Origin of the sequence: Agrobacterium sp. 719_389 (genome assembly GCF_900188475.1) — a bacterium.
Lineage (GTDB): Bacteria > Pseudomonadota > Alphaproteobacteria > Rhizobiales > Rhizobiaceae > Agrobacterium > Agrobacterium radiobacter.
In genome coordinates, this window is the sequence record NZ_FYEM01000004.1 from 66,920 (window position 1) to 82,458 (window position 15,539).

Below are 15,539 nucleotides of genomic sequence, written 5' to 3' on the forward strand. Positions count from 1 at the left end.
CAAGGACACGAAACGATGACAACCCTGATGCGCCAGGAAATCGATGAGATTCCCGATGCAGTCGCCCGCCTGCTGGACAATGCCGATGCCGATTTCCGGGAAGCCGGCGCTCACCTGAAGGCCCGTGACCCGGCCGTTATCGTCACCATCGCACGCGGTTCCTCCGACCACGCCGCGCATTTCCTGAAATATGCGATCGAATTGCAGACCGGGCTGCCGGTCGCCTCGCTCGGCCCCTCGCTCGCCTCGATCTACCAGACGAAGCTGCGGCTGGAACGGGCGGCGGCCTTCGCCGTCTCACAATCCGGTAAAAGCCCTGACATCGTCGCTCTCGCAGAAAGCGCCCGCAGGGGTGGCGCGCTTACCTTCTCGCTCGTTAACACCCTACCCTCCCCGCTCGGCGACGCGGCGAATCACGCCATCAACATCCAAGCGGGTCCTGAAAAAGCTGTGGCGGCAACCAAATCTTTCGTCAACTCCATCGTCGCCGGCCTCGCGATCCTTGCCGAATGGACGGAAGACAGCCTGCTTGCCAAGGCCGTCAGCGCCCTGCCGCAGAATTTCGCCAAGGCCATCGCGCTGGACTGGAGCCAGATCGGCGAAGCAGTCAAGGGCGAGGAATCGCTTTATATGCTAGGCCGCGGTCCGGCTCTCGCCATTGCCGCGGAAGCGGCCCTGAAATGCAAGGAAACCTGCGAACTCCACGCGGAGGCCTATTCTTCGGCGGAAGTCATGCACGGCCCCGTTTCGCTGGTCGCGCCGAAATTTCCCGTCATCGCTTTTGCCGCGCGTGACCGCGCCGAAACCTCCGTGACTGACATAGCGGCCGGTCTCGCCGGCAAGGGCGCAAGCGTTTTCGTCACTTCCACAAAAGGCAACCCGGCCAAGCCCCTGCCGTTTGTGGAAACCAATCACCCGCTCACCGACGCCCTGTTGCTGATCGCGCCATTTTACGGCTTCATCGAGCAATTGTCGCGCGCACGGGGCTTCAATCCGGATGCGCCCGTGGCGTTGAAGAAGGTGACGGAAACCCAATGAGCAGCAGCAAGGCATTTGTCGGCGCCCGCATTTTCGATGGCGCCGCATGGCACGATGGCAAGGTGCTGGTGATCAGCGACGGCCGTGTCGGCGACATCGTCGACCGCGTGTCCGTGCCCGCGGACGCCGACATTATCGATGCGGAAGAACTGCTCATTGCGCCGGGCTTCATCGACCTTCAGGTCAATGGCGGCGGCGGCGTGATGTTCAACAACAAGCCGGATGTAGAGGGCATTGCCCGCATCTGCTCGGCCCATGCGCAATTCGGCACCACGGCGCTGATGGTCACCCTCATCACCGACCGGCCGGATATAACAGCCAAAGCCGCCGAAGCCGGCATCGCCGCCCACAAGGCTGGGGTGCCCGGCTTCCTCGGCCTGCATTTCGAAGGGCCGCATCTTTCCGTCGCCCGCAAGGGCACCCATGATCCAGCGCTGATCCGAAAGATGGAAACGGCCGACCTTGCGATTCTGACCGGCTGCAAGGCGAAACTTCCTTTCGTGCTGACAACCATCGCCCCGGAAAACGTAACCGAAGAGCAGGTCGCAGCGCTGCGCAAAGCCGGTATCGTTGTCAGCCTCGGCCATACCGATGCGGGTCTCGGCGTGGCGACGGCCTATGCCGAGGCCGGCGCCTCCATGGTGACACATCTCTTCAACGCCATGAGCCCGCTCGGCCACCGCGAGCCGGGGCTGGTGGGAGCGGCACTTTCGAACGGCAAGCTGGATTGCGGGCTGATCGCCGACGGTTTCCATGTCGATCCCGCGGCGATCGGCATCGCGCTTCGCGCCAAGAATAGTCCCGGCCGCATTTTTCTCGTTACCGACGCCATGTCCACCATCGGCACGGACGATGATGGTTTTGAACTGAATGGCAGGCGTGTCTATCGCAACGGCGGCCGGCTGACGCTTGAAGACGGCACGCTGGCGGGGGCGGATATCGATATGCTCTCCTGCATCCGCTTCATGCATGAAAAGCTGGACACACCTTTGGAAGAGGCCTTGAGAATGGCTTCCGCCTATCCCGCCGACGCGGTCGGCGCTTCCGGCAAGGGCAAACTCCTGCCCGGTTTCGATGCGGATTTCGTCATGCTGACACCCGACCTTCAGATGCATTCGACATGGATATCAGGAGAAAAAATCCACGATGCCGCACGTTTCGGAGCCTGAATCATGATCGTTTGTTTCGATATAGGCGGAACGACCATCAAGGGTGCGATTGCATACGCTCCCGACGATATTCGCCCCGTGCCGCGCATCCCGACGCCCAAGACCAGTTTTGAAGACTTCGCCGCCGGCCTGAAATCCGTCATCGATAATAGCGGCGGTACACCCGCCTGCGTGTCGCTGTCGATTGCCGGCGTCATCGACGCCGACACCGGTAAGGCCACTGTCGCCAATATTCAGAGTATCCACGGCAGGGTATTGAAGGACGAGCTGGAAAAGGCGCTGCACCTTCCCGTCATCGTATCGAACGATGCCGATTGTTTCGTGATCGCCGAATCGGAAATCGGTTCCGGGCGCGGCCATCGCGTGGTCTTCGGCGTTATCCTCGGAACGGGTGTCGGTGGCGGCCTTGTCATCGACGGCAAGCTCATCAACAGCGACGGCGGTTTCGCCGGCGAATGGGGACACGGACCGGTGGCAGCGACATTGGCCGGAAACCCGCCGGTTTCACTGCCGCGTTTCGAATGCGGTTGCGGCCTTGCCGGCTGCGTCGACGCAATCGGCAGCGCCCGTGGCATGGAAAAACTGCATTCGCATCTTCACCGGCAGGAGATGACCAGCGAGGACATCATTGCGGCCTGGCAGGCGGGCGATGCGAAGGCCACAAGAACCATTGATGTCCTCATCGATATTCTCGCCTCGCCTCTGGCGATGGTAATTAACGTCACCGGCGCAACCATCGTGCCGGTCGGCGGCGGACTTTCCAATTCGAAGGCGCTTCTCGCGGCTCTGGACGAGGTGGTCAGGAGCCGCATTCTCAGACGCTTCGATCGCCCTCTGGTCGTGCCCGCGATCTGCCGCATTGAGCCGGGGCTGATCGGTTCCGCCGTTATCGGGCTGAAACATGAGAAAGAAACCGCCGGCGCTGCCTGAGCGGCGTCACACCGTCTCGATCTTTTCCCGGCGGAAACCCAGCCCTACCAGCCGGCCGGTCAGATGTGAAAGGAGCGGAAACCGCATGATGGCCAGCACAAAGGCTGGCGGTCCTTTCGGTTTTTCCGCATCGGCCCGTCCCTTTTTGCCGCCGATACGCATCATCCGCTGCAGAAATTGCGTGGCCTTGGTCGGGAAGGATCGCCGCTTTTCAATTGCGGCGAGATCGTCGTCGGTAACGGCGCGGCCGGATACGAGCACCGGCACCAATATATTGGCCGCCGCAACCGCATCCTGAATGGCCAGATTAATGCCGACACCGCCGACAGGCGACATGGCATGGGCCGCGTCACCAATACAGATCAGACCCGGTTTCCACCAGCGCTTCAGCCGGTCGATACGGACGGTCAGGAGATGCACGTCATCCCAGCTCTTGAGCTCATCCAGCCTTTCGCGCGGGAAAGGGCAGATTTCCGCAACCCTGTCCCTGAAGGCTTCAATTCCCTGCAGCTTTATGTCCGCGAAAAATCCCTTTCGCACCACATAACCGCATTGCCAGTAGTCACCCCGGTTGATCATGACGAAACCCTGACGCGAGCCGGCATGCCCCATGGTTTCCGTTGGATCACCGGGCTGTTTCGAAAGACGCAACCACAGCACCTCGGTCGGAATGCCGAAACGCTGCACCTCCAGCCCCGCCGCCTCGCGGACGGTGGAGCTACGCCCATCCGCCCCCACCACCAGATCGGCCTCGATCTCGATGATGCCTTCCGGTGTGCTGACCGTGAGACCGCCAACATGCCCGCCACGCTCGATCAGGCCGGTCACCGGCGCATTCATCAGCAATCGGAAATTTTCGTATTGCCCCGCCTTGCCGACGATGAAATTGAGAAAATCCCATTGCGGCATAAAGGCGATGAAGCGGTGGCGGACCGGCAGGCGGGAAAAATCCGCTATCGTGACACGCTCGCCGCCGATGACGGCATTCAGCCTTGGCGCACGCGTATGCGGCAGGCTCAGGAACTCATCGACAAAACCGAGTTGCTCCATCAATTCAAGCGTTGAGGGATGGATGGTGTCGCCACGAAAATCGCGGAGAAAATCCCCATGTTTTTCGACGACGACGACATCGATACCGCTGCGCGCAAGCAGCAGGCCAAGCATCATGCCCGCCGGCCCGCCGCCGGCCACGGCGACGGTTGTACGGATATGCTGAACGGACTTGCCGTCATTTTCCGGAGCGTTTGTCGCTTCCTCCATCACCTTCCCCCTATGGCCCGCTGAAAGTCTCTATCGTGTATCCGCCGCCGGAAGATTTGCATTTTTCGGTTGCGGCCAGCCCTGCGCATCGAACCGGAACAGCATTTCGGACCGGGCAAAGATAAAGGCGAAGGCCATGGCCGTCCACATGCCGAGCAACAGTCCGGCGGCGACATCGCTTGGATAATGTGCGCCGACGATGACACGCGAAACACCGATGACGAGGGCAAACAGGAGAAACACCCAGCGGAAGCGCGGCATCAACATGGCGAAAACACCGAAAAACGCCCCGGCAGCTGTCGAATGGCCGGAGGGAAAACTTTCATAGAGATTGTCGCCGGTGAAAGGAGTGAGGCTGTAGGCACCCATTTCAAGAAGAAGCTCCGGCCTTGCCCGACCGATCAGGAATTTCAGCGTATGGACGAGAATGCTCGCCGTTCCGATCGTCAGGAAGAAATAAGCCAGAAGCCGCCATGCCGTCCTCAGGCGTCCATTGTAGGTCTGTGCCTTTAAAACCCGTGCGGCAACATAGGCCAATATCGCCAGAAGGCCGGTGGAATAGAGCATCCAGCGGAAGGTTCCGAAATCGGTAATCGCGCGGTTAAAGGAAACCACCCCACCCGGCAGGGCCTGCGCACTTTCGGAAAGACGCGGATCAAAAGGAATGAAGACCAGGACCAGCACAAGGCTTGCCGCAAAAATCCACCCGCTGGAAACCAGGAAACGTCGCATCAATATCCTCTCATTGTTTTTCTTGCATATGGCTTTGCCCTCCGCAAAAACAATAGCCCGGGCTTTGTCCTTGTTATGGCTGGTTTTCGCGAGTAGAGGCTAATGCATGTTGCCCGAAAGTGCGTAGCGATTTCGGGAGAACGACAGGCACCAAGAGGTGCGAACCGGAAAAGACCGACGGACTGAAAATGACGGATGCCAGTGAAATGCCACGCAAGCTGACAATATTGGGTTCGACGGGTTCGATCGGCACCAGCACGCTGGATGTGGTCCGTCAGCTGGGTGGCCGCGACGCGTTCGAGATCACGGCGTTGACCGGCGCAGGCAACATTGCTCTCCTTGCGGAACAAGCGCGGGAATTCGGCGCGCGGCTGGCAGTCACGGCTGAAGATGACAAATACGAAGCGCTGAAATCGGCCCTTGCCGGCACCGGCATAGAGGTTGCGGCAGGCAAATCCGGCCTCGAAGAAGCGGCATCGATGGATGCCGGCTGGGTGATGGCAGCGATTGCCGGAACCCCCGGTCTCGCGCCGACGCTGACAGCCGCGCAGCGTGGCGCAGATATAGCCCTCGCCAACAAGGAATGCCTGGTTTCGGCTGGTGATGTTTTTCTGCGTACGGTCAAGCAGGGCGGCGGCAGACTGATCCCCGTTGACAGCGAGCACAGCGCAATCTTCCAGTGCCTGACGGGCGAACATAAACAGGCCGTGGAGCGCATCGTGCTGACGGCCTCCGGCGGGCCGTTCCGCACCTGGTCGCGCGACGAGATGGCCAATGTCACGGCGGATGTCGCCCGCGCCCATCCCAACTGGTCGATGGGGCTGAAGGTCTCCATCGGCAGCGCCTCGATGTTCAACAAGGGGCTGGAAATGATCGAGGCGAAATATCTCTTCGATCTCAGGCCCAATCAGGTGGAGGTGATCGTCCACCCGCAGTCGATCATCCATTCGATGGTGGGTTATACCGATGGTTCCTATATCGCCCAACTCGGCTCTCCCGACATGCGCACCGCTATTTCTTATGCCCTCACCTATCCGCAACGCGGCAATCTGAATGTCGAGCGGCTGGATTTCGCAAAACTGGCGCGGCTCGATTTCGAAGCACCGGATGAAGCCCGCTTCCCGGCGATCCGTCTGGCCCGCACGGCGCTGGAACGCGGCGGCTTGCAGGGCGCAGCCCTGAATGCCGCCGAAGAGACCGCCTTCCACGCCTTCGTCGCAGGCGGCATCGGTTTTCTCGATATGGCCGAGATCGTCGAAACGGTCATGGACCGCATGCATGACGGCCGATCTGCCGCGACCATTGAAGACGTCTTCGCAGCGGATGAGGAAGCCCGCCGTCACGCCCGTGAATTGATCGCCACAAAAGAAAAGGCCGCGTAAACGCGGCCCGGTCTTCTTTTATCTTAACTGCGGCCTCACGCCACCGCACGCGCCAGTGCACAATGTGACCAGAGCTGGTGCAACGCGCCAACGAGATGCTCGATATCCGCATCGCTGTGCAGCGGCGTGGGCGTGATACGCAGGCGCTCGGTCTTGCGCGGCACGGTCGGATAGTTGATCGGCTGCACGTAAACGCCGTGACTGTCGAGCAGGATATCCGAAATCCATTTACACTTGGCGGCATCACCCACCATGACCGGCACGATGTGGCTGGGATTGTCCATGTGCGGAATACCGCGTGCATCGAGAAGACCGCGCAGCTTGCGCACGCGATCCTGATGGCGGGCGCGCTCGAAGGGGCTTGCCTTCAGATGCTGGATCGAAGCGATCGCGCCGGCGGCAAGCGACGGCGGCAGGGCCGTCGTGAAGATGAAGCCGGAGGCGAACGAGCGAATGAAGTCGCAGACCGCGGTGGACCCGGTAATATAACCACCCATCACACCGAAGGCCTTTCCGAGCGTACCCTCTATGATCGTCAGACGATCCATCAGGCCTTCGCGCTCGGCAATGCCGCCGCCGCGCGGACCGTACATGCCGACAGCGTGAACTTCATCGAGATAGGTCATGGCGCCATAACGGTCGGCCAGATCGCAGATTTCCTTGATCGGCGCGATGTCGCCATCCATCGAATAGACGGATTCGAAAGCGATCAGCTTCGGCGCGTTCGGATCGGCGGCCTTGAGCTTGGCTTCGAGATCTTCGAGATCGTTGTGTTTCCAGATCACCCGCTCGCAACGGCCATAACGGATGCCTTCGATCATCGATGCATGGTTCAGCGCGTCGGAGAAAATGATGAGGCCCGGAATTTTCTGGCCGAGCGTGCCGAGGGTAGCCCAGTTGGAAACATAACCCGACGTGAAGATCAGCGCCGATTCCTTGCCGTGGAGGTCGGCAAGTTCCTGCTCCAGCAGGACGTGATAATGGTTGGTGCCAGAAATGTTCCGGGTGCCTCCCGCACCCGCGCCACAGTGATCGATGGCGGCTTTCATGGCTTCGATGACCTTCGGGTTCTGGCCCATGCCGAGATAATCGTTGGAACACCAGACGGTTACGTCCTTGCGTTCGCCATTGGCGTTGTACCGTGTCGCGCGGGGAAAATTGCCCTGCTGGCGTTCGATATCCGCAAAAACGCGATAGCGTCCCTCAGAATGCAGGCTCTGCAGTTCCGTTGTGAAAAATGCCTCGAAGTCCATGCCATGCTCCAGAATTGACCAGATCGTTTTCTGCCTCGACACCGGGACCGTCAACCCTTGCGAGCTGCTTTAACCACGTCTGCGTCAATTCGCCGTTGTTTTGAACCATTCCAATAAACCGTTTATAGACGCTGATGAAAAGTACAAAATTGATTCACATCAAAAAACCGCGAGATTTGGAACCTTTTTCGCGTGGCGCCGTTGTCTGGCACACAATCGATTTACGCTCGCAGGAATGCCTGGAAGATGAGGCTTCCCTAAACGACATCGAATTGTTAGTTATCTGTGGCGGTCGGAGGTAGCAGTCGCCGCAGATAAATATGGGACGCCTACCGAGCCGAAGAGCTCATTGTAACGTTGGAGAGAGTTTCATGAAAAAGGCAATCATATTTGCGCTGGTCGGCCTGTCGCTTGCAAGCTGCACGCAGACGGAAAAGGGCGCTTCGATCGGTGCCGTTTCCGGCGCTGTTATTGGTGGAGCCATCACGGGTAACGTTCGCGGCGCAGCAGTTGGCGCAGCGATCGGCGGTGTTGGCGGCGCTCTGATCGGCAATGCTTCCGAGCCGGGCTATTGCTATTATCGCGACCAGTACGGTCAGCGTTACACGGCGCGTTGCCGCTAATCGCTTCGCGAAATACCGTTGCACAGAAGCCCCGGTCGTCCGGGGCTTTTTGCGTTATGGCGGGCAAAAGACGGGGCGGAGGGTCCTCAAAGCCGTTTATTTATGATTAAATTGCAATGTTAACGGACAGGAAACGGGTTAGGGCGACAATAAAAGCTCAACCATAAAGCAGCTTATGCGAAGAACACGAACTAACCCGAAGACAGGTATTGCGTATCGGAAAGCCGGCACCGCGCTCGCGGTTGCTGTGACGTTCGCCCTGTATCCGGCATTTACCCGTGACGCCTTCGCCTTCAAACTGTTCGGCATGCGCCTCTGGGGTTCGGAAGAACCGGAGGTCGAGGTTATCAATCCGGTCAAATATGCCGTCACGCTTGATGCCCCGGACGCCGATAAATCCCTGAAAGACAGCCTGGAAAACAGCTCGCTTCTCCTTGCGGACAAGGAGAAGCCGGCCTCGGGCGATCTTGGCCTTCTGATAAAGGCAAGAGACGACAGGGACAGGCTGATTGCGGCGCTTTATGAAAACGCCCGTTACGGCGGAATCGTCAAGGTCACCGTCGCCGGCAAGGATGTGGATAGCCTGCCGCCCAATCCGGTGTTCGATCATTCCGCTCCCGTGCCCGTGGTGATCACGGTAACGCCCGGCCCGGTCTTCAAACTCGGCAATGTCCGGCTGGAAGGCGATGTGACTGGCCGTAACCTTGAGGAATACGGCCTGATAGCCGGGGGTGACGCCGGTTCTCTCGCCATCATCCGCGCCGGCAACAAGCTGATCGATGATCTGAAGGCCGAAGGCCGTCCGCTTGCGAAACTGACGAAACGCGAGGCGGTTGCGAACCACGCAACGAACACCGTCGACATCACCATGGCAGCCGAAGGCGGTCCCGTGGCGCCCCTCGGCACGGTGACCGTGACAGGTGAAAAAACCGTCGATGGCGATTTCATCCGCCGTTACTCGCGCCTCAATGGCAGCGAGCCCTATTCCCCGGAGAAACTGCGCAAGGCCGCCGACCGGCTGCGGCAGCTGGGCGTCTTTTCCAGCCTGACCATCAAGGAAGCGGGAACGCTGGCGCGCGACGGCACCATTCCGCTCACCATCGAGGTCTCGGAAGGCAAACACCGCTATTTCGGCGTCGGCGCGCAATACTCCACCACAGAAGGCATCGGCCTTCAGGGGTATTGGGGCCATCGGAACCTGTTCGGACAGGCGGAATCGCTGCGTATCGAAGGTTCTGTCTCGCGCATCGCCGAAGCATCGAGCGTCGAAGGCATGGATTATTCGGCGGGCATTACTTTCACCAAGCCCGGCATGTTCAATCCGCGCACCACCTTCAAGACCAGCCTGATTGCCAAGACCGAACACCCCGATACATACGACGCCAAGACAGTGACGGGCACAGCCGGTTTCGCCTACGAGCTCAACGATACCGATACAGCCGCAGCCGGCCTTGAGGTGCAATGGGCCGATACGGAAGACGCATTCGGCAAGAACGAATATCTCACCACCTCCATCCCGCTGGAATTCGTTCGTGATACACGCGACGACAAGCTCAACCCCACCGAAGGCTTCCGTGCCTCTGTGGCCGCCAAGCCTAGCTATGAAGCGCTGAACGGCACCTTCTTTTCCTCTTTCGAAGGCTCCATCTCGGGCTACAAGGGGATTGGCGCCGAAGACCGGCTGATCATGGCCGGAAAGCTTTCCGGCGGCGTGCTCGTCGGCGGCAGCGATCTGCAGGACATTCCCACCACAAGGCGCTTTTATGCCGGTGGCGGCGGATCGGTGCGCGGCTACAGCTATCAGGAAATATCGCCGTATAACGCCGCTGGCGACGCGACCGGCGGCCGCTCTTATGTGGTCGGCTCCATCGAAGCCCGCATCAAGGTCACCGATACGATCGGCATCGTGCCCTTCATCGACGCCGGTGTGGTTTCGGATGAAGTGACCCCCGATTTTTCCGATATCCGGGCTGGCGCCGGTATCGGCCTGCGTTACGCGACGCCCTTCGGGCCTCTGCGTCTCGATGTCGCCATGCCGCTTGAAAAATACGATGGTGGCAACAGTTTCGGCATTTATGCTGGCATCGGCCAGTCTTTTTAAACGCCGCAGTCGAACACCCTTGCAACAGAGTGTAGATTACCCTTTATGAAAATGTTGATTCGATTGCTGAAATGGCTGGGTTACGCTGCTTTGTTCGGCGTGGTGCTGGTTTTGCTCGCGGTTCTGTTCGTCGGTTTTACGCCGATGGGCGCAAGGATCGCCGCAACGCAGATTTCATCACTCGTTTCCACGCCCGATCAGGTGATCGAGATTTCTCCCCCGAGCGGCCTTTTGACCGGCCGCCTTCGGCTTGACAATGTCACGCTTTCAGACCGGCAGGGCCCCTATGCCCGCGTGAACCAGGTCGCCGTCGACTGGTCGCCGCTCTCACTGCTTGCCGGCACCTTCCATGCCGAGCGCGTCTCAGCCGGATCGATCGATGTCGAGCGCAAACCGCTTGCGTCAGAGCAGGCGGCAGCCAAGAGTTCCGCCAACTCCTCGCTGCCGATCGAAGTCGCCGTCGACAATTTCAGCTTTCCCGATATCAGCCTTGGACAATCACTTCTCGGCCGTCCTTTCGACCTGACCGCAGAAGGCAGCCTCAAGGCCGCCCGGGACGACATCAGGCTGTCGCTCACGGCCCACCGGCTGAATGCGCCGGATGCGGAGGTTAACGCCGACGTTGCTTTCCTTCCGAATGAAAACGTCCTGAAGCTGAAAGCGGAGATGAAGGAGCCCGAGGGCGGGCTTCTCGCCACATTGCTTTCGCTTCCCGGCACACCTGCGGTGGCGATAGACCTCAACGGTGAAGGCCCGCTTTCCGACTGGACCGGTAGCCTGCGCGGCAATGTCGCCGGTAACCCCGTCGTCAATGTGACCGGCCGCCACCTTCTTGGTGATGATGGCACACGCCGTATCGAAGTTGCGGGCGGTGGCCAGCCGGACCTGCTTCTGCCCCCGGCCTTCCGCCAGCTTTTTGCCGGCGAGACGAAGCTTGATGCAAATGCGACCCTTTCGCCGCAGGGCCGCATCGAAATAGGCGGCAGCACGCTGGAAACCGGCACGTTGCTGCTGACGGCATCAGGCTCCGTCGATCCGAACGGTGAAAATGATCTTGCCGCCAATCTCATCGGCACCGCCGGCCCCGTGGATTTTCGCTGGCCGCTGGAGAATGGCGAGGTTCAGGCTCTCATCAACGGCCTCGATCTTTCCCTCAAGGGTGGAGCGGAGGCTGCACATCTCAACACGACCGTATCGTTGCGCAGCCTTTCCCTGCCTCAAGGCCGGCTTGACGATGTCAAACTAACGGCCGAGAGCGCCGATCTCAACGTCGCCAACCGCAGTGGCACGATCGCGACGGTCCTGTCCGTGGCGCAATCGTCCTTCGTCAGCCCGGATATCGACCGGCTGGTGCGTGCGCCACTCACCATCAAGGCGCCGCTCAGCCTCACCTCTTCCGCTATCGGCTTCGATGGCGCGACGCTGGAAAGCGCCAGTGTCGGCGGCACGCTGAACGGCAGTTTCGATCTTGCCGGCAATCGCCTCACCTCCAGCATTCAGCTCTTCGCACTGCCCGCCACCCTTCCACCGGCGCTGGCGGAAAAATTCGATACGACCATTGCCCTCCAGGGCGATATCGACCTGACCATCGGTGGACGCACCAGCGTTGAAAACCTTGTCGTCAAATCGGGAACGATCGAAGCCACGGGCAATGTCAGCCTCGAAAACGAGGCATTAAGCGCCAGCTTGACGGGTAAATTTCCTGCGCTCGAGAAACTGACGCCGCAGGCAAAGGGCGTCGCCGATTTTGCAATCGAGGCCAGTGGTGCGCTTGCCGCACCGGATTTCAACGTCACCCTGAGTTCCGAAAGCGCCATTCTTGCCGGACGCACGCTGGAAGCGCTGAAGGTCAATGCAACAGGCAAGGCTGACCCGGCTGCGCCCCAGGCGAAACTCACCGCCAGCGGCAGTCTCGACCGGCAGAAGATCGATGCCAATGCCGATGTGGTGCAGACCGAAAACGGCACGGCGATGCCCGAGCTGCACGTTGCGGTAGGCCGGAATATCCTGAACGGGCAGCTGCAATTCTCGCAGCAGTTCCTGCCATCGGGCAGTCTTTCCTTCAATTTCCCCGACCTTGCGCTGCTCGCCGCACTCGCCGCGCAGCAGGCGGATGGCGATATTGCCGGCGACATCGCCCTGAGCAACGCCAATGGGCGGATCGCCGCGACGATAAAGGCCAATGGCAGCAGCATCCGCCAGGGCACGACAACGATCTCCAAGCTCGCCGCCGATATTTCCATCGATGACCTTCAGGCTCTTGCCATCAATGGCAAGGTCAGCGCCGATAGCGTCAATGCGGGCGCCGCCGCGATATCAGGCCTGAATGCCACCATCGGACATTCCGGCACGACGACCCAGTTCGACTTCAACGGCCGTTACGACAACGCACCGCTGGTGGTAAAGGGCAGCGCTGAGACCGGCGGATCGCCGATGACGGTGCGCGTCGATGCTTTTTCCGCCGCCCCCAAGGGCATTGCAGTACGACTTGAAAAACCAAGCACCATCGCCATCCAGAACGGCACGGCCCGCATTTCCGATCTGACCGTCATCACGGGCGAAGGGCGCATTGAGGTCAACGGCACTGCCGGGTCAACGCTCGACATCAATGCCGATATCCGTTCGCTGCCCGCCAGTCTCGCAAATGCTTTCGCCACCGGGCTGGATGCGGCAGGCAGCATCTCCGGCTCGGTGAGCGCCAAGGGTGCAGCGTCGAATCCGGCGGTCGACTACAATCTGAACTGGACAAATGCCGAGGTCGCGCAGACACGCGCGGCGGGGCTCGCTGCGCTCGGCATCAAGGCGAATGGCCGTTTCGCCGGCGGCACCCTGCAGATCGACACCAATGTATCCGGCCAGGGCGGCATGTCGCTTTCCGGCGGCGGCTCGCTCGGCATCGCCGGCAATCGTCCACTTTCCATGGCATTTTCCGGCAGGCTGCCATTCTCCGCCGTCGCATCACAAACCGCAGCGCAGGGCCTCGACGTGGATGGCAGCGCCGCCATCGATGTGAAGATTTCCGGCAGCGCTTCCGCACCTGTCGTGACCGGCAGCATCACCACCGATGGTACACGCCTGACCGACGTGCGCAGGAACCTGACCATCAACGATCTGGGCGCCACCATCACCTTCGACCGTGACCGCGCCGTCATTTCCCGATTGACCGGCAAGCTGGCGGGAGGCGGAACGATAGCGGGAACCGGCAGCGTCGGCATATCAGGCGGTTCGGGTTTCCCCGCCGATATATCGATCACGCTTAATCGCGCCGGTTATAATGACGGCACGCTAGTAACGACGGTGGTGAGCGGCACGCTGACGCTGAAAGGCCCGCTGCTGAATTCCCCCGTTCTGGGCGGCAATCTGACGCTGGACAGAAGCGCCATCACCATTCCGGAAAAACTTCCGGCCTCGCTGACGGAGATCGATGTCAAACACAAGAACGCCCCACCAAAGGTGCGCGCACAGGCCAAAGCGCTCGGGGCTGATCAGGGCGGAAGCGGCAGTTCGTCCACCATCAATCTCGATCTGCAGGTGAATGCGCCAAGCGGTATCTTCGTGCGCGGGCGCGGCATCGATGCGGAACTCACGGGTAATCTGACGATCCGTGGCACGGCAGCCGTTCCCGTCATTTCCGGTGGCTTTGAAATGCGCCGCGGCCGGCTGGAAATCCTCACTCGCCGCCTCGATTTCACGACAGGCAATATCAGTTTTGGTGGCGGCCTCGTTCCGGTCCTCGATATGAAGGCGGATTCGACGGTCGGCTCAACGACTATCACCGTGTCCGTTTCCGGCACCGCCAACGATCCGACCTTTGCTTTCTCCTCGGCGCCCGCCCTGCCGCAGGACGAGGTGATGGCCCAGCTGATCTTCGGCCAGTCCATGTCGAAACTCTCGGCTCTGCAGATCGCGAGGCTCGCAGACGCCGCCGCCCAGCTGGCCGGCGGGCGTTCCACCTCGCTGTTCGACAAGCTCAGAAGCAATCTCGGCGTCGACGATCTCGATATTTCGACCGACTCCGAAGGGCAGGCCCGTGTTTCCGCCGGTAAATATCTGAACGAAAGAACCTATCTCGAGCTGCAGCAAAGCGGCGAGTCCGGCGCAAAAGCCATCATCAACCTCGATGTCGGGCGGGGTGTGAAGCTACGCGGGGAAGCGGGTGGCGATGGCGAAGGCGCAGCCGGCATATTTTACGAGAAGGAATATTAGCATTTCCAATAAAAGTGCGTAGCGGTTTTACGTCCGGACAATGCGTAAAATCAAAGAGAGTATTTTCGTGATTCGAAGAAAAGCGAAAATACTCCAGGGCCGCTTCGCATTTAGGTTTGCGAAACCATCTCATGTTACGAATCTTCCATTGAAGACGGAAATATTGTTTCCGGCTGTTCAGGCACCAGGCAGAACGCCAAATCCGCATATGCAAGTGTCGGTGCACTTGCGCCGGCCTCCACAGCGAGCATTGGGAAGAATTCTGATGGCTATGATTAACTCTACCAATTTTGGCGGTGAGACGCTCGAAATCATCGCGTTCCGCCTGCATGATCAGGAATTCTGCGTGAAGACGACGACCATCCGCGAAATTCGCGGCTGGGCGCCTTCGACGCCCATTCCCCACGCGCCGAAAGACGTCATCGGCGTCATGAACCTGCGCGGCTCTGTCATTCCGATCATCGATCTGGCCCACAAGCTCGGCATGAAAAGCACCGTCGCCAATGAAAGAAGCGCCATCGTGGTGGCGGAAGTGCACAACATGGTCATCGGCATGCTGGTCGACCGTGTGTCCGACATTCTGACGATCCCGGCAAACCAGGTTCAGCCGGTTCCGGAGATTTCGGCCTCTTTCGACAAGTCGTATTCGGAAGGCATCATCGCCAACGAACACGGCATGATCTGCTTCCTGAACCTCGCAAAAATGTTCAAGGGAACCGAAGCGGAAGACCTCGCCGCTTAATCAGGCCTTTTGGCTGGCCTTGCCAGACGAGGATCATCAATCAACCCAGACCGCCGGAGCACTCGCCCGGCGGTTTTGTTTTCCTTTACCCCGCCTTATTGAA

At 59.9% G+C, this 15,539-nt stretch carries 11 protein-coding genes; 8 read left to right on the plus strand and 3 right to left on the minus strand.

Features of this window, described 5'->3' with window-relative positions:
* Positions 1 to 15: 15 nt before the first annotated feature.
* The 3 genes from CFB10_RS09200 to CFB10_RS09210 are packed head-to-tail and all read left to right on the plus strand — an operon-like array spanning position 16 to position 3,137.
* Complete coding sequence (locus tag CFB10_RS09200) at positions 16 to 1,038, plus strand: SIS domain-containing protein (RefSeq protein ID WP_020010900.1); 1,023 nt, start codon at positions 16 to 18, stop codon at positions 1,036 to 1,038.
* A complete protein-coding gene (nagA, locus tag CFB10_RS09205; RefSeq protein WP_020010899.1) occupies positions 1,035 to 2,207 on the plus strand; it encodes an N-acetylglucosamine-6-phosphate deacetylase in 1,173 nt (390 codons plus the stop codon). Before CFB10_RS09200 ends, nagA begins: the two co-directional genes overlap by 4 nt.
* Positions 2,208 to 2,210: 3 nt before the next feature.
* Positions 2,211 to 3,137 (plus strand): ROK family protein, encoded by a 927-nt coding sequence (locus CFB10_RS09210; protein WP_020010898.1) that lies wholly within the window; start codon positions 2,211 to 2,213, stop codon positions 3,135 to 3,137.
* Positions 3,138 to 3,143: 6 nt separating this feature from the next.
* Here CFB10_RS09210 and CFB10_RS09215 read toward each other — a convergent pair whose 3' ends face one another.
* Together CFB10_RS09215 and CFB10_RS09220 are read right to left on the minus strand one after the other, a co-directional pair.
* A complete protein-coding gene (locus CFB10_RS09215) occupies positions 3,144 to 4,397 on the minus strand; it encodes an FAD-dependent oxidoreductase (RefSeq protein WP_020010897.1) in 1,254 nt (417 codons plus the stop codon).
* 30 nt (positions 4,398 to 4,427) lie between these two features.
* Positions 4,428 to 5,129, minus strand: coding sequence for a phosphatase PAP2 family protein (locus CFB10_RS09220; protein WP_020010896.1), 702 nt, complete (start codon positions 5,127 to 5,129; stop codon positions 4,428 to 4,430).
* A 188-nt stretch (positions 5,130 to 5,317) separates the two neighbouring features.
* Here CFB10_RS09220 and dxr point away from each other — a divergent pair, with 188 nt between their 5' ends.
* Positions 5,318 to 6,511, plus strand: coding sequence for a 1-deoxy-D-xylulose-5-phosphate reductoisomerase (gene dxr, locus CFB10_RS09225; protein WP_026363769.1), 1,194 nt, complete (start codon positions 5,318 to 5,320; stop codon positions 6,509 to 6,511).
* 35 nt (positions 6,512 to 6,546) lie between these two features.
* Here the strand turns inward: dxr and hemA are convergent, their stop codons facing one another.
* On the minus strand, positions 6,547 to 7,764 hold the full coding sequence (hemA, locus tag CFB10_RS09230) for a 5-aminolevulinate synthase (protein WP_003504938.1): 1,218 nt from the start codon (positions 7,762 to 7,764) through the stop codon (positions 6,547 to 6,549).
* A gap of 371 nt (positions 7,765 to 8,135) precedes the next feature.
* Between hemA and CFB10_RS09235 the strand changes: the two genes are divergently transcribed.
* The 4 genes from CFB10_RS09235 (at position 8,136) to CFB10_RS09250 (ending at position 15,436) form a co-directional block, all read left to right on the plus strand.
* Complete coding sequence (locus tag CFB10_RS09235; protein WP_003504940.1) at positions 8,136 to 8,387, plus strand: YMGG-like glycine zipper-containing protein; 252 nt, start codon at positions 8,136 to 8,138, stop codon at positions 8,385 to 8,387.
* 175 nt (positions 8,388 to 8,562) lie between these two features.
* Positions 8,563 to 10,488 (plus strand): autotransporter assembly complex family protein, encoded by a 1,926-nt coding sequence (locus CFB10_RS09240; protein WP_026363768.1) that lies wholly within the window; start codon positions 8,563 to 8,565, stop codon positions 10,486 to 10,488.
* Between the two features lie 45 nt (positions 10,489 to 10,533).
* Positions 10,534 to 14,694, plus strand: coding sequence for a translocation/assembly module TamB domain-containing protein (locus tag CFB10_RS09245; protein WP_020010892.1), 4,161 nt, complete (start codon positions 10,534 to 10,536; stop codon positions 14,692 to 14,694).
* A 265-nt stretch (positions 14,695 to 14,959) separates the two neighbouring features.
* On the plus strand, positions 14,960 to 15,436 hold the full coding sequence (locus CFB10_RS09250) for a chemotaxis protein CheW (protein ID WP_003504949.1): 477 nt from the start codon (positions 14,960 to 14,962) through the stop codon (positions 15,434 to 15,436).
* The last annotated feature ends 103 nt before the right edge of the window (positions 15,437 to 15,539 follow it).